This is a genomic window from Collinsella aerofaciens ATCC 25986, assembly GCF_010509075.1.
GTDB lineage: Bacteria > Actinomycetota > Coriobacteriia > Coriobacteriales > Coriobacteriaceae > Collinsella > Collinsella aerofaciens.
Window position 1 is genome coordinate 434,506 of record NZ_CP048433.1, and the last position, 16,456, is coordinate 450,961.

The 16,456-nt window shown below is 62.6% G+C and carries 12 protein-coding genes; 11 read left to right on the forward strand and 1 reads right to left on the reverse strand.

Going from position 1 to position 16,456, the window contains the following annotated elements; genetic code table 11:
• Nucleotides 1–993, forward strand: a complete 993-nt coding sequence (locus GXM19_RS02020; protein ID WP_006234048.1) for a PLP-dependent transferase — start codon at nucleotides 1–3, stop codon at nucleotides 991–993.
• 133 nt (nucleotides 994–1,126) lie between these two features.
• Here the strand turns inward: GXM19_RS02020 and GXM19_RS02025 are convergent, their stop codons facing one another.
• Nucleotides 1,127–1,471, reverse strand: a complete 345-nt coding sequence (locus GXM19_RS02025; protein WP_006234047.1) for a winged helix-turn-helix domain-containing protein — start codon at nucleotides 1,469–1,471, stop codon at nucleotides 1,127–1,129.
• Between the two features lie 193 nt (nucleotides 1,472–1,664).
• Between GXM19_RS02025 and GXM19_RS02030 the strand changes: the two genes are divergently transcribed.
• From GXM19_RS02030 to dnaG, 10 genes are all read left to right on the forward strand, one after another.
• Nucleotides 1,665–3,176, forward strand: a complete 1,512-nt coding sequence (locus GXM19_RS02030) for an IMP dehydrogenase (RefSeq protein ID WP_006234046.1) — start codon at nucleotides 1,665–1,667, stop codon at nucleotides 3,174–3,176.
• Nucleotides 3,177–3,549: 373 nt separating this feature from the next.
• Entirely contained in the window at nucleotides 3,550–6,126 is a 2,577-nt protein-coding gene (leuS, locus tag GXM19_RS02035) for a leucine--tRNA ligase (protein ID WP_006234045.1), read from the forward strand.
• 257 nt (nucleotides 6,127–6,383) lie between these two features.
• The gene (locus GXM19_RS02040) at nucleotides 6,384–6,878 is read left to right on the forward strand and encodes a ribosome maturation factor RimP (protein WP_040358189.1); all 495 of its coding nucleotides are present in this window, start codon (nucleotides 6,384–6,386) and stop codon (nucleotides 6,876–6,878) included.
• Between the two features lies 1 nt (nucleotide 6,879).
• Nucleotides 6,880–8,127 (forward strand): transcription termination factor NusA, encoded by a 1,248-nt coding sequence (nusA, locus tag GXM19_RS02045; RefSeq protein ID WP_006234042.1) that lies wholly within the window; start codon nucleotides 6,880–6,882, stop codon nucleotides 8,125–8,127.
• Nucleotides 8,128–8,218: 91 nt separating this feature from the next.
• The gene (infB, locus tag GXM19_RS02050; RefSeq protein WP_006234040.1) at nucleotides 8,219–10,933 is read left to right on the forward strand and encodes a translation initiation factor IF-2; all 2,715 of its coding nucleotides are present in this window, start codon (nucleotides 8,219–8,221) and stop codon (nucleotides 10,931–10,933) included.
• Nucleotides 10,934–10,944: 11 nt separating this feature from the next.
• On the forward strand, nucleotides 10,945–11,355 hold the full coding sequence (gene rbfA / locus GXM19_RS02055) for a 30S ribosome-binding factor RbfA (RefSeq protein ID WP_006234038.1): 411 nt from the start codon (nucleotides 10,945–10,947) through the stop codon (nucleotides 11,353–11,355).
• The gene (locus GXM19_RS02060; RefSeq protein ID WP_006234037.1) at nucleotides 11,348–12,391 is read left to right on the forward strand and encodes a DHH family phosphoesterase; all 1,044 of its coding nucleotides are present in this window, start codon (nucleotides 11,348–11,350) and stop codon (nucleotides 12,389–12,391) included. The genes rbfA and GXM19_RS02060 overlap by 8 nt, the downstream gene beginning before the upstream one ends.
• A gap of 27 nt (nucleotides 12,392–12,418) precedes the next feature.
• On the forward strand, nucleotides 12,419–13,339 hold the full coding sequence (truB, locus tag GXM19_RS02065; RefSeq protein WP_239057633.1) for a tRNA pseudouridine(55) synthase TruB: 921 nt from the start codon (nucleotides 12,419–12,421) through the stop codon (nucleotides 13,337–13,339).
• The gene (gene ribF, locus GXM19_RS02070; RefSeq protein WP_006234035.1) at nucleotides 13,336–14,343 is read left to right on the forward strand and encodes a riboflavin biosynthesis protein RibF; all 1,008 of its coding nucleotides are present in this window, start codon (nucleotides 13,336–13,338) and stop codon (nucleotides 14,341–14,343) included. Before truB ends, ribF begins: the two co-directional genes overlap by 4 nt.
• Nucleotides 14,336–16,444, forward strand: coding sequence for a DNA primase (dnaG, locus tag GXM19_RS02075; protein WP_040358183.1), 2,109 nt, complete (start codon nucleotides 14,336–14,338; stop codon nucleotides 16,442–16,444). Before ribF ends, dnaG begins: the two co-directional genes overlap by 8 nt.
• Nucleotides 16,445–16,456: the final 12 nt, after the last annotated feature.

The following is a 16,456-nucleotide window of genomic DNA, read 5'->3' on the forward strand; positions in this document are numbered from 1 at the left end:
ATGGGCGTACAGCAGTTAGAAGAGGCCTGGGCTGCAAGGGCCGGCGCGCGTGAGGCGCGGTTGCTTGCGGCCTCGCATGTTCCGGCGGCGCTGTCTCTGTTGGGGATTGTGCGTCCCGGTGACCGCCTGGTGGCCTTTGCGGACGACTTTGCCGATGCGTTTGCGAGCGGCTTTGATTGCTGCGATGTCGCGCTGGTGGGCTCGCCGTCCGCCGAGGCGTTTGCCGCTGCGTCCGAGGGCATTGATGCTTTGTTTGATGCCGAGGGTCCGCACCTGTGGTGGTTCGTCAACTCCATCGGCGGGTTTGGTCTGCGTGTGCCCGATCTGCGCGCTCTGGGCCGCGCTGCTCGTGAGGCCCATGCGCTGTTTGTGGTGGATAACACGGTGGCGTCGGCTTTTGGCTGCGATCCGCTGCGTTTGGGTGCCGTGCTGTCGCTCGAGGCGCTCGACCGCGTGTGCGCCGGCAAGGCTCCGCGCAAGTTGGTTGCCGTATCGGTCGCGCGCTCGCAGCTCAAGCGCCATCGCGTGGATGCTGCGGCTGAGTGCGCACATGCCCTGCTTGATGGCCGTGGCTTGGCCAAGCTTGATTTGCCTGCTGACGAGGCCGGTGTGCTGGAGCGCGGGCTGGACTCGCTCGATGTCCGCATGCAGGCACACTTCGACCGCGCCCGTGCACTGGCCGAGTATTTGGTCGCCAATGAGATGGTGCGCGACGTGCGCTATCCCGGGCTGAGCTCGCATCCCGACCATGCCATCGCGACAGGAATCCTCGAGCACGGCTTTGGTCCGGCAGTTGAGTTTGATCTTATCGAGCGCAGTGCGGGTGATCTCTTCGATGCTTTGCCGGGGGAGTTTCGTACATTGCCCGCCGGCGGCGCAACGACGCGCCTTTCGGCTCCACACGGCAAGCAGGGGAGCACCATCCGCCTCTTCGCCGGAAGCGATGACCCCTTGATCGTGGCCGCCACCCTAGATAATGCCCTCCGCAAGTAGCTAAATCATCCTCGACTCCATAAGTTGCGGTGAAATAGGGATTGATTTACGGCTTTAACCGCATAAACAGTCCCTATTTCACCGCAACTTATGAGAAGGGGTTGTGTGGCTATAAGGCCCCGTCCCAAATTAGCTACTTTTTAATACTTGCGATGAGGTCGTTTGCTTTGGTGGCAATGACGTTGTTGATGTCGGCCTGCAGCTCCTCGTAGACCGCTATGGCTCGCTCGCCGGCGGGGGTCAGGGTGGACCCGCGGGCGCCGTCGCGCTCGATGAGCTTGCAGCCCAGCTGTCCTTCTGCCTCGTTCACAATGCGCCAGGCCTTGGAATACGCCATGCCCATGCTCTTGGCGGCGCGGTTGAGCGAGTGCTCGCGGGCGATACCCTGCAGCAGCAAGACGCAGCCGTGGCCGAACACGCCCGGCAGATCTTTGTCGCACGACTGAATGACCAGTTTTGCCGTCGTCTTGTACTCCATGCGCTCCACGTCTCTCCGCTAAAGTGTTTGCTGGGTAAACGCAAAGCCTGCGTCAAACCCTCGTGTGCTCTTCTTAAATCATGCATTGTAGCAGTCAAAGTGCGTTAAGATACTTCCCCAGTATTGGGCGCCCAAGGTTGGGCTGGGTCCTACGAGGCCTGCAGCCGACCGGTCGCATGGAAAAAGGAGAAACATGGCTACGTTCTTTCCCGGTGAGTCCCACACGTTTTCGGAGTATCTGCTGGTCCCTGGTTACTCGTCCTCGCAGTGCATCCCCAACAACGTCTCTCTTAAGACGCCGCTAACCCGCTTTAAGCGCGGTGAGAAGCCGGCAATCACCCTGAACATCCCCATGGTTTCCGCCATCATGCAGTCCGTCTCGGGCGTCGATATGGGTGTCGCGCTCGCTACCGAGGGTGGCCTGTCCTTCATTTACGGTTCTCAGAGTGCCGAGTCCGAGGCCGCTATGGTCAAGGCCGTCAAGGATCACAAGGCCGGCTTCGTTCAGTCCGATTCCACGCTGACCCCCGACATGACCATGGAGCAGGTCATCGAGCTCAAGGAGAAGACCGGTCACTCCACCATGCCGGTCACCGACGACGGCACTCCCAAGGGTAAGCTCCTGGGCATCGTCACCAGCCGTGACTATCGCCCCAGTCGCGATGACCACCAGACGAAGGTCTCCGAGTTCATGACCCCGCGTGAGCAGCTCATCGTGGGTGACAAGAACATCAGCCTCAAGGTTGCCAACGACGTCATCTGGGACAACAAGCTCAACGCCCTGCCCATCGTTGACGACAACGATCACCTCATGGGCATTGTCTTCCGCAAGGACTACGACAGCCACAAGACCAACCCCAACGAGCTGCTCGATAACGACAAGCGCTACATGGTTGGTGCCGGTATCAACACCCGCGACTATGCCGAGCGCGTGCCGCTGCTCATCGAGGCCGGTGCCGATGTCCTGTGCATCGACTCTTCCGAGGGCTTCAGCGAGTGGCAGAAGCGCACCATCGAGTGGATCCGCGCCAACTACGGCGAGGACGTCAAGGTCGGTGCCGGCAACGTCGTCGACGCCGAGGGCTTCCGCTTCCTTGCCGACTGCGGTGCCGACTTCATCAAGGTCGGTATCGGCGGCGGTTCCATCTGCATCACCCGCGAGACCAAGGGCATCGGCCGTGGCCAGGCCACCGCGCTGATCGATGTCTGCCGCGCTCGCGACGAGTACTACGAGGAGACCGGCGTCTACGTGCCCGTGTGCTCCGACGGCGGTATCGTCTACGACTACCACATGACGCTCGCCCTGGCCATGGGTGCAGACTTTATGATGCTGGGTCGTTACTTCGCCCGCTTTGACGAGAGCCCGACCGAGCGCGTCAACGTGAACGGTCAGTACATGAAGGAGTACTGGGGCGAGGGTTCTGCGCGTGCCCGCAACTGGCAGCGCTACGACCTGGGCGGCGCCGCGAAGCTCAGCTTCGTCGAGGGCGTCGACTCCTACGTCCCGTACGCCGGCTCCCTCAAGGACGGCGTGGGCGGCACGCTTTACAAGGTCAAGTCCACGATGTGCAACTGCGGTGCCCTCTCGATCCCCGAGCTCCAGGAAAAGGCACGCCTGACCCTGGTAAGCTCCACCTCCATCGTCGAAGGCGGCGCCCACGACGTAGTCGTCAAGGACTCCCAGCAAAGCGTCAGCTACCGCTAAGCGGCTTTCCCAGGCACCGCACCTTGCCGTTCAAACCGTCGCTCGCATACCAAAGTACGCGTCGCTCCTCTTTCACGGCAATCTGCGGCACTTGGAAAACCCGACCATGCTTGGGCTGGTAACAATTAGCGGTTGATTCACAACCACGTTATTAAGATAAAGCGAGATGCCTGCAAGTTGCAGGCATCTCGCTTGTTGTATTTGCTATCATCATGCGAGTTAACGATGTGGCGGGGCGTTCTTACCTTTGCTCGCTGCAAGTTCCGCACGAGCCGAAGAGCACTTAATGTGCTCTTCGTGCGAGCAGGACTGTCCGCAGCAGCGAGCAAAGGTAAGAACGCCCCGCCCCAACCCAGCTAACAAAGGAGCTGATATGTGCGATTGCACAGATCATAAGGATGAGATCCCTGCCTACGACGCGCAGGCCATTGAGTCCAAGTGGATGAAGGCCTGGGAGGACTCCAACCTCTTTGCTGTCGACACCGACGACAGTAAGCCCAAGAAGTACGTGCTCGAGATGTTCCCGTATCCGTCGGGCGACCTGCATATGGGCCACGCGCGCAACTATACCATCGGCGATGCCATGGCCCGTCAGGCCCGCATGCGCGGTTACGACGTGCTGCACCCCATCGGCTTTGACGCCTTTGGCCTGCCTGCCGAGAACGCCGCTATCAAGCACAACACGCAGGCTGCTGCCTGGACGTATAAGAACATGGACCAGGCGCTCGCTACGATGAAGCGCATGGGCTTCTCCTACGATCTGGATCGCATGGTCAAGACCTGCAGCCCCGACTACTACCGCTGGGGTCAGTGGATCTTTGAGAAGCTGTGGGAAAAGGGCCTGGTCTACCGCAAGAAGAACCCGGTCAACTGGTGTCCTAACTGCAAGACCGTTCTGGCCAACGAGCAGGTCACCGAGGGTAAGTGCTGGCGCTGCGGCACCGAGCCCGAGAAGCGCGACCTGGAGCAGTGGTACTTCAAGATCACCGAGTACTCCCAGGAGCTGCTCGACGACCTGGAGAAGCTCCCCGGCTGGCCCGAGCGCGTCAAGCAGATGCAGGCCAACTGGATCGGTCGCTCCGAGGGCGCCGAGGTCGACTTTACCCTGTGCGACCAGGATGGCGAGCCCATCGAGGGCGATGAGGGCAAGATCACCGTCTTCACCACGCGTGCCGATACCCTTTTTGGCGTCTCCTTCTTTGTCCTGGCTCCCGAGTACGCCGGCCTGCACGAGCTCGTCGAGGGTACGGAGTACGAGGAGGCCGTCACCAAGATCGTCGAGGACTCCAAGCATATCTCTGCCGTCGAGCGTGCCCAAGGCACCCTCGAGAAGCACGGTGCCTTCACGGGCCGCTATGTGGTAAACCCCGTCAACGGCGAGAAAGTCCCCGTGTGGGTTGCCGATTATGTCGTTGCCGACTACGGCACCGGTGCCGTCATGGCCGTTCCCTGCGGCGACCAGCGCGACTTTGAGTTTGCCCGCAAGTACGACCTGCCGATCGTGCCGATCATCCTGGACGATGACGATCGCGCTGCCGTCGAGGCCAGCGGCGAGACCATCGATACCTTCCATGCCGAGACCGTCGACTGGGATTGCGCCCACGCTGCCGAGGGCACGTTGGTCCAGTCCGGCAAGTACACCGGCATGCGCGGCGGTAAGCACTCCGAGGGCGAGGCTGCCATCGTGGCCGACCTCGAGGCCATGGGCTGCGGTCGTCGCAAGGTCGAGTTCCGCCTGCGCGACTGGCTCATCAGCCGTCAGCGTTATTGGGGCAACCCCATCCCGGCCATCCACTGCGAGCACTGCGGCATCGTGCCCGTGCCCGAGGATCAGCTGCCGGTGACGCTGCCCGAGAACCTGGACCTGGGCGCCGGCGAAACCCTCGCCGAGTGCAAGGAGTTCTACGAGACCACCTGCCCGGTCTGCGGTCGCCCGGCCAAACGCGAGACCGATACCATGGACACCTTCACCTGCTCCAGCTGGTATTACCTGCGCTATACCGATCCGCACAACACCGAGCTGCCCTTCTCCCGCGAGGCCGCCGACCGTTGGATGCCCGTCGATAACTACATCGGCGGCATTGAGCACGCCATTCTGCACCTGCTCTACAGCCGCTTCTTTACCAAGGCGCTGCGCGACCTGGGCCTGCTGAGCGTGGACGAGCCCTTCACCAACCTGCTGTGCCAGGGCATGGTCAAGGACGAGAACGGCGACACCATGTCCAAGTCCAAGGGCAACGTCGTGCCCCCGAGCTCGGTCATCGAACCCTACGGCGCCGACACCATGCGTTTGGCGATCCTGTTTATCGCCCCGCCCGAGAAGGACTTCGACTGGGATCCCAAGGCCGTTGAGGGCGCCAACCGCTTCATCAAGCGCGCCTGGCGTATCGTTTGGCAGCTCGTCCAGTCCAGCGACGCCAACGTGGCCTTCGACAAGTCCGCGCTCGACGAGGTCGCGATGAAGCTCTATCGCGAGCGTCACCGCACCATCGCCAAGTGCACCGAGGACTTCGATCGCGGCCAGTTCAACACCGCGATCTCGGCCGTCATGGAGCTCGTCAACGCGGCGAGCGCCTACCTCAACGCCACCGAGGGTGCTGACCGCGATAAGGCTCTGTGCTACGGCGTGGCCAAGGACATCGTGAGTGTCCTTGCCCCCATCTGCCCGTTCTGGGCCGACGAGCTGTGGCACGAGGCACTCGGCTGCGAGGGCAACGCCTACACCGCCGCCTGGCCCGAGTTCGACTTGGCCGAGTCCATCGAGGACACGGTGCAGATCGTCGTGCAGGTGCTCGGCAAGGTTCGCGGCCGCATCGACGTCGCCCGCGACGCCTCCAACGAGGAGATGCAGGCTGCCGCCGAGGAAGCCGTTGCCAAGTGGCTTGAGGGCAAGACGGTCGTCAAGGCCATCTGCGTGCCCGGCAAGCTGGTTAACCTGGTGGTCAAGTAAGCTCTGCGTGCATAGCTGACATGTAAAAGCGAGGGGCGATTCCGCAGGGAGTCACCCCTCTTTTTGGTTATGGATGCTTGCGACAACACCCAATTATCCATTTCTTGTGGAGAACCTGTGCTCACGCTGACCTGCGGGTTTGTGTTGTGGTTGCACGTTTGCGCAGGTATTGGTATAGTTTGTTTGCAAATGAAGTTGTAATTGAAAGAAGTGGGGTTTCGGCCCCGCTTCTTTTTTGTATGGATGGAGGTGCCGCAATGGTCAAGACCAAGACCGAGCAGGCGATCATCGACGCGCTCGAGGCCGTCGCTCCCCAGCACGATATCGACATCGTCGACGTCGAGCTCGTGGGTGCCACCAAGGCCCCCTGCGTGCGCGTGCGTATCGAGGGTGCCGAGGGTCAGAGCCTGTCGCTCAACGACGTCACGGCCAACACCAAGTGGGTCGGCGATGTGATTGAGGAGCTCGACCCCATCTCTTCGAGCTATACGCTTGAGGTGTCGAGCCCGGGCATGGCGCGCCCGCTGCGCCGTCCGAGTGACTTTGCCCGCTTTGTGGGCGAGAACTGCGAGCTCACCTCCACCGCCACCGAGGGCCGTCGCAAGTACGCCGGCAAGATTGCCTCCGCCACCGAGACGAGCGTGACCCTCGAGCTCGAGGACGGCGAGTCCGTTACCCTCGATTTCTCTGATGTTAAAAAGTGCAAGCTGAAGCCCACCTACGACTTCAAGCCCGCGAAGGAAGGAAAGTAAGATGGCAGCATCCGACATGATGTCCGCCCTGATGGAGCTTTGCCAGGAGAAGCACATCGACCAGCTCTACCTGATCGACCGCCTGGAGCAGTCGCTCGCCAAGAGCTATGCCGAGATCCTGCATCTTGAGTGGGGCGCCAAGGTGACCATCGACCGCACCACCGGCAAGATCTACGTCTACCGCTTGGAGCCGATCGACGATTCCATGGACGAGGAGGGCAACTTCACCGAGTTCGAGGAGATCGACGTCACCCCCAAGAACACGAGCCGCATCGCCGCCCAGCACGCCAAGGCCGAGATTAACGCCATTGTGCGCAACTCCGCCCGCGAGCAGATCTACGAGGAGTTCTCCGGCCGCATCGGTGACCTCATCAGCGGTACCGTGCTGCAGTCCACGCCCGACTTCACGATCGTCAAGATCCGCGAGGGCGTCGAGGCCGAGCTTCCGCACTTCGATCAGCGCCGTTACGAGAATGAGCGCAACGAGCGTCCGATGGGCGAGCGCTACCTGCACAACCAGCACATCAAGGCCGTGATCATCGACGTTCGCGACCCTAACTCCAACCTGCAGCCGGTTCGCGGCGAGCACAGCCGTCCGCCGATTGTCATCTCCCGTACCCACCCCGAGCTCATGCGTCGTCTGTTTGAGCAGGAGGTGCCCGAGATCTATGAGGGCACCGTCCAGATCAAGTCGATCGCCCGCGAGCCCGGCCAGCGCTCCAAAGTCGCCGTCCACTCGCTCGACGACCGTCTGGATCCCGTGGGCGCCTGCGTCGGCCCTAAGGGCAGCCGCGTTCGCGCTGTCGTGGGCGAGCTCCGCGGCGAGCGCGTCGACGTCATCCTGTGGGATGCCGATCCTGCCGTCTACGTCGCCAACGCCCTGTCGCCCGCTAAGGTCACCCGCGTCCTCATCGACGAGGAGAAGGCCTACGCCGGCGTCATCGTTCCCGACGACCAGCTGTCCCTCGCCATCGGCAAGGAGGGCCAGAATGCCCGCCTCGCCGCGCGCCTGACCGGCTGGCACATCGACATCAAGTCCGAGACGCTTGCCGCCGACATCCTCAAGAACGTTCCCGTTCACGAGGAGCCCGCCGCCGACCTGATCGGTGACGAGGAGGACGAGGACGTCCGCCGCTGCGAGTATGTGTCCGAGGACGGCATCCAGTGCCGCAACCAGGCTCGTCCCGGCTCCCGTTTCTGCGGTGTCCACGACACCGACGCCTTCGATGATGCGGAGGACCTGATCTAGCGCGCGGTCGCGCCGGGCAGGTCCCAGCGCATGCCCTACGCTCGTTCAGTCTCTAGGCACCCAAGGTGCCAGAAAGGGTAGGTGAAGTCATATGGCAAAAGTCCGTGTGTCCACCCTGGCCAAAGAGTTCGGCATGACCTCCAAGGAACTGATGGGTCATCTCGCCGATATGAAGATTCCCGCTAAGTCCGCTTCCTCCACCTTGGAGGACGCCTATGTCGCTATGGTCCGCAAGCAGCTCGCCTCGGTGATCGAGGCCCGCGCTCAGGAAGTCGAGGCCGCCAAGCAGGCCGAGGAGCAGGCAGCTGCCGCCGAGGAGGCCGCACGCGCCGCCGAGGCCGAGCGCGAGCGCATCGCCGCCGAGAAGGCCCGCGAGGAGGAACGCCGCCAGTTTGCCGCAGCCCAGGCTGCCGAGGAGGCCGCCCGCGCCGAGGCCGAGGCCAAGAAGAAGGCCGAACAGGAGCGCCTTGCCCGCGAGAAGGAGGAGGCTGCCCGCGAGGCCCAGCGCCGCGCCGTTCCCGCTTCCGACTCCGGTTCGCGCTTCCGTTCGCTGCTCGACCAGATCGCCGCACAGGAGACCGTGCTCAAGGAGAAGAAGGACGCCGAGGACAAGGCCAAGGCCGAGCGCGCCGCAGAGCGCGGTAACCGTCGTGGCGGCAACAACGACCGCCGCGGTGGCCGTCGTAACGATCGTAACGCTTCCGACAACAACTCCGAGCGCAACGCCTCCGAGAGCCGTCCGCACAGCCATCGCACTAACGCCAGCAACAACGTCGCTGCCGGCATGGACTTCCCCAACCCCGATAAGCAGGGCAAGGGCAAGAAGCGCAAGGGCGGTCACAACAACGAAGAGGACCACTACAGCCGCATGGCTCGCGAGGCCGAGGAGTACAGCCGCGAGAAGGTGCTCGAGGAGGCTCGTGCCGCCGTCGAGGAGGCCTCTCGCGAGTCCACCGGTCGCCGCAAGAAGCGCAAGGAGAAGCGCGAGCGTGAGGCTGCCAAGGCTCAGGAGGAGCGCAAGATAGAGGAGGCGCTGGCCCAGGGCGTGAACCCTGAGGACCTCGACGCCATCAAGGTCTCCCAGGGCGTTACCGTCCAGGAGCTTGCCGAGGCGCTCGACGTTCCGGCCAACGACATCATCAAGCGCCTGTTCCTGCTGGGTACGCCGCTTACCATGACGCAGTCCATGTCCGACGACCTCGTCGAGCTCGTCGCCGACGACCTGGGCCGTCAGATCAAGATCATCACCCCCGAGGAGGAGAACACCTTCTCGTTCTACGACGATCCCGCCGACCTTAAGCCGCGCGCCCCGGTCGTCACCGTCATGGGTCACGTCGACCACGGCAAGACGTCGCTGCTCGACGCCATCCGTCACACCGGCGTTGCTGCCGGCGAGGCGGGCGGCATTACGCAGGCCATCGGCGCTTCGCAGGTCATGATCAACGACCGCAAGATCACCTTCATCGATACCCCGGGTCACGCTACCTTTACGGCCATGCGTGCCCGTGGCGCCAAGGTGACCGACATCGTCATCCTGATCGTCGCCGCCGACGACGGCGTCATGCCCCAGACGGTCGAGTCGATCAACCACGCCAAGGCCGCCGGCGTTCCCATCGTCGTTGCCGTCAACAAGATCGATAAGCCGGGCGCCAACCCCGACCGTGTGCGTCAGGAGCTCACCGAGTACGGCGTCATCCCCGAGGAGTGGGGCGGGCAGAACATGTTCGTCAACATCTCGGCCAAGCAGAAGATCGGTATCGACGATCTTCTGGAGACCGTGCTGCTCCAGGCCGACGTGCTCGAGCTTAAGGCCAACCCGGACACCTTTGCCTCCGGCAATGTCCTCGAGGCCAAGCTCGACAAGGGCCGCGGTTCGGTTGCTACCGTGCTCGTGACCCGCGGTACCCTGCACGTGGGTGATACGCTGGTCGCCGGCCTTACCTACGGTCGCGTCCGCGCCATGCTCGACCCCAAGGGTCGCGCCGTCACCGAGGCCGGTCCCTCCGACGCCGTCGAGATCCTGGGCCTGCAGTCTGTGCCCAACGCCGGCGACGAGTTCCGCGTGTTTGAGGACGAGCGCGAGGCTCGCGCCCTTGCCGACGAGCGTTCGCTCAAGGCTCGTATCGAGGAGCAGAGCCGCGTCAAGCACGTCACGCTCGAGAACCTCTTCGAGACCATTGCCGACGCCGAGGTCAAGGAGCTCAACCTGATCATCAAGGCCGACGTCCAGGGTTCCATCGAGGCCCTTCAGGACTCGCTCGACAAGATGGATCAGTCCGAGGTTCGCATCAACACGATCCACTCCGCCGTCGGCGCCATTAACGAGACCGACGTTGTCCTGGCCGACGCCTCCAACGCCATCATCATCGGCTTTGGCGTCCGTCCCGACGGTAAGGCCCGCTCCGCCGCCGAGCGCGAGGGCGTCGAGATCCGTTGCTACGACGTCATCTACAAGTGCCTCGAGGAGCTCGACGCCGCCCGTATCGGCATGCTCAAGCCCACCGAGGTCGAGGTCGCCACGGGTACCGCGACTGTCCTGGACACTTTCAAGGTGCCCAAAGTCGGTATCGCCGCCGGTGTCCGCGTCGAAGAGGGCGAGATCGCCGCGACCGATTCCGTGCGCCTGGTGCGCGACGGTATCGTGGTCTTCAACGGCAAGATCGCCTCGATGCGCCACTACAAGGACGAGGCCAAGAGCCTCAAGAGCGGTTCCGAGGGCGGCATTGGCCTGGAGAACTTCCAGGACATCAAGCCCGGCGACCAGATCGAGGGTTACCGCATCGACCAGGTTGCCCGTACCGAGTAGGGGGTAGCGCTATGAAGCAAACGCAGGCAACCCGCCGTCTGGGCGAGCAGCTTCGCGAGAAGCTTGGTTATATCCTGCTCTTTGAGGTTTCCGATCCGCGTCTCGACCTAGTTACTTTGACCGCGGTCGAGGTCGCGGTGGACCGTTCGTTCGCGCGTGTGTACGTGTCGTGCGATGCGAGCCGCTACGACGAGGTCATGGAGGCGCTCGCAAGTGCCAAGGGCCGTATTCGCAGCCTGTTGGCTCGCTCGCTCGATTGGCGTGTCACGCCCGAGCTCGATTTTCGCATCGATCGCTCGACCGATGAGGCCGAGCGCATCACGCGTGCGCTGGAAAACGTTCCCGCCACGCTTGCGATCGAAAAGGACGAGGACGGCTATCCGATAGCGGATGCCGCCCAGGAGGCAGCTTTAGATGACTAATTCCGCCGACCTCGCCTCGTGCGAGTCTGCAGATATTCAGCGACGCATCCTCGAGCTCATCGAGGGTGCGTCCTCCATTGCGATTTCGGGACATACTTCTCCCGATGGCGATGCCTTGGGCTCCGTATTGGGTCTGGGCCTTTCGCTCATGAAGTTTTTCCCCAACAAGGACATTGCGCTGCTGCTGGCAGACGATGACCCGGTTCCTCGCATCTACCGCTTTATGGAAGGCTCCGATCGCCTGGTGCCGGCATCTGCGTACACCGGCAATCCCGACCTGTTCATCTCGGTGGACGTGCCGGTCGTCGAGCGCCTCAACAATTCCGCCGAGGTGCTTCGTCGCTCCAAGCATGTGGTGTGCTTCGATCACCATCCGGCTCGCGAGGAGTTTGCCGAGCTCAGCCTGAGGCGCGTCGAAGCTGCAGCCTGCGCCATGATCATCGACCGTTTCTTGGACAATTGTGGCATTGTCGCCCGTGATGGCGTCGCGACTTGCTTGCTGTGCGGCTTGGTGACCGACACCGGCCGTTTTCAGTACCAAAACGCCGATGCTGCTGCGTTCCATGCGGCCTCGCGACTGGTTGCCCACGGTGCCGATCCGGCGCGTGTGGCACTCGAGGTATATCAGAGCATGCGCGTTGAGTTTTTGCACCTCAAGTCCATCGTTATGGGCCGCATCAAGACGGTGGCCCACGGGCGCGTGGCGTATAGCTACGCGTACCAGAGTGACCTTGAGGCTTGCGGTGTCACCTCGGATGAGTGCGACGGCCTGGTTGACGTGGTGCGCTCGGTGATGGGCGTGGAGGTCTGCCTGTTCCTGAAGGGCATTGAGGGCGATACCAAGGTGCGCGGCAACCTGCGCTCCAAGGGCGACCTCAATGTGTCTGAGATCGCTGCTGCCTTTGGCGGAGGTGGACATTCCGCTGCCGCCGGTTTCTCCAACAACGGAACGATTCTCGAGACGCTCACCGTGGCACTTCCCATGCTGGCCGAGCTGGTAGGGGAGGATCCCGCTTCGGTGACCGTCGAGCTTTAACTTTTTGGATGGTACATGGCTCGTCGTATGCCTTCACAACTGAATATGCTGCTCGCCGTCGATAAGCCGGTGGGCTGCACGTCCCACGATGTGGTCTCGCAATGCCGACGCGCCCTCCATGAGCGGCGCGTCGGCCATGCCGGCACGCTCGACCCCATGGCATCGGGTGTCATGGTGGTGGGCGTGGGCCAGGCCACTCGCCTGCTGGGCATGCTAACCCTTGATACCAAAAGCTATGTCGCCGACATCTCGTTTGGCGCCGAGACCAATACCGATGATGCGGAGGGCGAGGCGGTCCGCACGGTGGCTGTTGCCAACGAGCTCCGCGATCCTGCCTATGCCCGTGAGCACTTGGCCGCCATGCTGGGTCCGCAGATGCAGGTGCCGCCGGCGTTTTCGGCTATCTCGGTCAATGGCGTTCGCGCTTATAAGTCTGCTCGCGAGGGCAATGCGGTGGACCTACCTCCGCGCCCCGTCGAGGTCTATGCCGCCGACCTGATCGCCGTGGGCGGCGAAGGTGATACGTGCGTGTGGACCGTGGCGTTCTCGGTGAGCAAGGGAACCTATATCCGAGCGCTCGCTCGCGACCTGGGCCGCGCCTGCGAGAGCGCCGCGCACATTTCCGCGCTGCGCCGTACGGCCTCCGGTGTTGTTTCCATCGGCGCTTGTCATGCGGTCGAGGAGCTTTCTCCCGAGTCCGCGGCTGGCTTTGCCCTGGACCCCATTGCGGCTCTGGGCGCCACGCGTGTTGACTTGCCGGGCAATCTTGCCGACGACCTGCTCTGCGGCCGACGCATTCCCGTTGAGCGTGCGCTTGCCGATTTCGATGCCTTGAAGGCGCCGTTTGCGTTGGTGCTCGATGGGGGACTCAAGGCGCTCGCCCGCATTGAGGGTGGCCGCTTTGTCATGGAGCACGTATTTCCGCAGGCAATCGGCGGTGTTCGATGATGTTGTCCGCTCGCGAGCTCGCGCGTGTCTTTTTCGCGGGCGAGTCGGACGAGGCTCGCATCGTTGCTGCCGATGCGTTTGATGAGTGCGAGCACCTGGGTGCCGCATCAATCGCCATTGGCGTGTTCGATGGCGTGCACCGTGGACACCAGGAGCTCATTGCGGCGCTTGTCCGTGATGCCCGTGCCCATGGCTGCAAGGCAGTCGTGGTCACTTTCGATCCCGACCCGGACGTTGTGGTGAGCTCTTCGCCCGCTCAAAAATTGATGACGACGGCCGACCGTCTGCATGCCTTGGCTCAGACCGGGGTCGATGTGGTGGTGGCCGTTCCCTTTACGCCAGAGGTTGCGGTACTCGACCATGTTGGTTTTCTTGCGCTGCTGTCGCGCGTGGTTGACATTCGCTCGATTCGCGTTGGCAGCGACTTTAGGCTGGGTCGCGGCGGTGCATCTGGTGTTGCCGAGATGCGCGCCTGGGGTGCCGTGCATGGCGTTGATGTGTATGGTCACGACCTACTTTGCGAGGGCGGCGAGGCCATTTGCGCCACCCGTATCCGTCATGAGCTGGGACAGGGCCATGTGGAGCTGGCTGCTGAGTTACTCGGCCGTCCGTATATGGTGCGTGGCGGTGTTATTCGCGGCCGTCACGAGGGTTCTGGCATGGGCTTTCCCACGGCAAACCTACAAGTTCCCGATGGTATTCAGGTGCCTGCGGACGGCGTGTATGAGGGTCTGGTGCTGGTCGATGACACCGTGTGGCCCGCTGCCGTGAACGTCGGCCTGCCGCCAACGTATGCTGACGATGCAGCATCTGCGCATCTCGAGGCTAATTTAATTGGTTATACGGGCGACCTGTACGGCTCTTCCGTTTCGCTGGCGTTTACGCGCTGGCTGCGTCCCTCGCGTCTGTTCGATTCGCTGGATGAGTTGATCGCGACCGTCGAGGGTAATATCGAAGATATTCGTCACAACTTGGGCGAGCAGGGGGTGAGCATCCGTGATTAGCGATGAGGAAAAAGACCAGGTACGCGCTGCGTCCGACCTAGTCGCCATCGTGCAGGAAACGGTTGAGCTCAAGCCCCGCGGCCATGAGTTTTGGGGATGCTGTCCCTTTCATGGCGAAAAGACGCCGTCCTTCCACATTATTCCCGCCACGCAGGTGTGGCATTGCTTTGGCTGCGGCGAGGGTGGCGACGTCTTCACCTATATCATGAAGCGCGAGAACCTGAGCTTTCCCGAGTCAATCCGTTATTTGGCCGATCGCGCGGGTATTGAGCTGCACGACACCGGAGATCGCCGCGAGCGCGGTACCAAACGTGCGAGAATCTACGATCTGTGCGCCGAGACTGCTCAGTTCTACCACACCATGCTTATGCGTGGTAAGGACGGTCGTCCGCGTGAGTACTTTGCCAGCCGCGGCATGGGTGGCGACGTCTGCCGCCGCTACTGCCTGGGCTTTGCTCCGGGGCGCAACGCGCTGGTGTCGCACCTGTCCCAGGCGGGTTTTACCCCGCAGGAGATGATCGACGCCAATGTTGCCGTGAGCCGCGGGCGCGGGCAGCTTGCCGACCGCTTCTACGACCGCGTGATGTTTCCCATCTTTGACGAGCAGGGTCACAACATTGCCTTTGGCGGGCGCATCATGGGTGACGGCCAACCCAAGTACCTCAACACCGCCGAGACGAGCGTGTTTCATAAAAAGCGAAACCTCTACGGCTTTAATTGGGCCAAGGAGTTTATCGTCGCGCAGGATACCGCCATCGTTGTGGAGGGATATACCGACTGCATCGCCTGCTGGGAGGCGGGGATTAAAAACGTTGTCGCCACGCTGGGCACCGCGCTCACGGAGCATCACGTCAAGACGCTCACCCGCTTTGCCAAGCGCATCGTGTATATGTTCGACGGCGATGCCGCCGGTCAAAAGGCCGCCCGTCGCGCGATTCAGTTTATCGAGCAGGATTCGATGGACCTGCGCTGCGTGGTACTGCCTGACGGCAACGATCCCATGGAGTTCATCACGGCGCACGGCGGAGAGGAGCTGCAGGCGCGCATCGACGCTGCCGAGCCGCTTATGGACTTTGTCTACCGTTCGCTGCAGGAGTCGAGCGACATCACTACGCCAGGCGGTCGCGCCAAGGCGCTGGAGGATGCGCTGACGCTTATCTATCCGCTGCGCGATAGCTATATGATTGACACGTACTTTATCCAGATTGCCGATCTGCTGGGTTTAGATTTGGAGACGGTGCGCGCGAGTTCGGGTCGCGTGTTTCGCGATGTCGCCAAGCGCGAAGATGCGGAGCGGCGTCGCGAGCAAAACTATGAGCGCCAGCGAGCACAGGCTGAGCGGTCCGGTAGCGCGGGCGGTCGGGCATCGGGTTCTCGTGATGCCGGTCGTGGTGCTTGGGCATCGGGCGTGACGCCGCCGGTGTCCGCGCCGGTCGAAGAAGAGCCGTACGACTACGTCCCGCTCGATGCCTACGGTGCCGCGCCCGTGGAGGTCGTCGACGACCTGCCGCCGATCGATGTGCCTGATGGTATGGGCGCTGTGCCTGCGGCTGACGGTTTGGGCGCACCGGCTGCGGCGGCGCCGATGGTTCTTACCGATCTTGAACGCAAGTCCCTGGCGGGGGAGCGCGAGCTGCTGACGATGCTCACTAGCTACCCCGACCTGTTCCGCACGTATGCCGATCGCATCTGCTCCATCGAGTGGGTCGACCCACGTCACGAGTCCATTGCGTGGGCCGTGCTGGCAACGCCGCCGGGTACCGACCCTGCCGCTTGCATGGATGCGGCGCGTTCGGTGTGCCCCGAGGCGGCAACGCTTGTGAGCGCCGGGCGCATCTCGGCGACGAGCAAGCACCCCACCGAGACGAATATCGTCTTTATGCTCGATACGCTCGAGCTCTATACCATCAAGCGTCGCATGCGCGCCGCGCAGGCTAAACTGCGCCAAGACCGATCACTCGATGATGAGGCCCGTCGCGCGCTGACCGTGCAGGCCGCGCAGGATTCGCAACGTCAACGCGAACTGCAAAAGTCGATCGGCGGCGTGGCGGACCCGTTCCGTTTGATCGGCCTGGAGGCCGCGGGCACCGAACAAGCCTAGATGTTGTGGTCA

Bases quoted from the DNA above. Each gene is read 5' to 3' on its own strand.
- rbfA (WP_006234038.1), top strand. From the start codon at position 10,945: ATGAAGCAAACGCAGGCAACCCGCCGTCTGGGCGAGCAGCTTCGCGAG.
- leuS (WP_006234045.1), top strand. From the start codon at position 3,550: ATGTGCGATTGCACAGATCATAAGGATGAGATCCCTGCCTACGACGCG.
- GXM19_RS02025 (WP_006234047.1), bottom strand. From the start codon at position 1,471: ATGGAGTACAAGACGACGGCAAAACTGGTCATTCAGTCGTGCGACAAA.
- GXM19_RS02060 (WP_006234037.1), top strand. From the start codon at position 11,348: ATGACTAATTCCGCCGACCTCGCCTCGTGCGAGTCTGCAGATATTCAG.
- GXM19_RS02020 (WP_006234048.1), top strand. From the start codon at position 1: ATGGGCGTACAGCAGTTAGAAGAGGCCTGGGCTGCAAGGGCCGGCGCG.
- GXM19_RS02030 (WP_006234046.1), top strand. From the start codon at position 1,665: ATGGCTACGTTCTTTCCCGGTGAGTCCCACACGTTTTCGGAGTATCTG.
- nusA (WP_006234042.1), top strand. From the start codon at position 6,880: ATGGCAGCATCCGACATGATGTCCGCCCTGATGGAGCTTTGCCAGGAG.
- GXM19_RS02040 (WP_040358189.1), top strand. From the start codon at position 6,384: ATGGTCAAGACCAAGACCGAGCAGGCGATCATCGACGCGCTCGAGGCC.
- ribF (WP_006234035.1), top strand. From the start codon at position 13,336: ATGATGTTGTCCGCTCGCGAGCTCGCGCGTGTCTTTTTCGCGGGCGAG.
- truB (WP_239057633.1), top strand. From the start codon at position 12,419: ATGCCTTCACAACTGAATATGCTGCTCGCCGTCGATAAGCCGGTGGGC.
- infB (WP_006234040.1), top strand. From the start codon at position 8,219: ATGGCAAAAGTCCGTGTGTCCACCCTGGCCAAAGAGTTCGGCATGACC.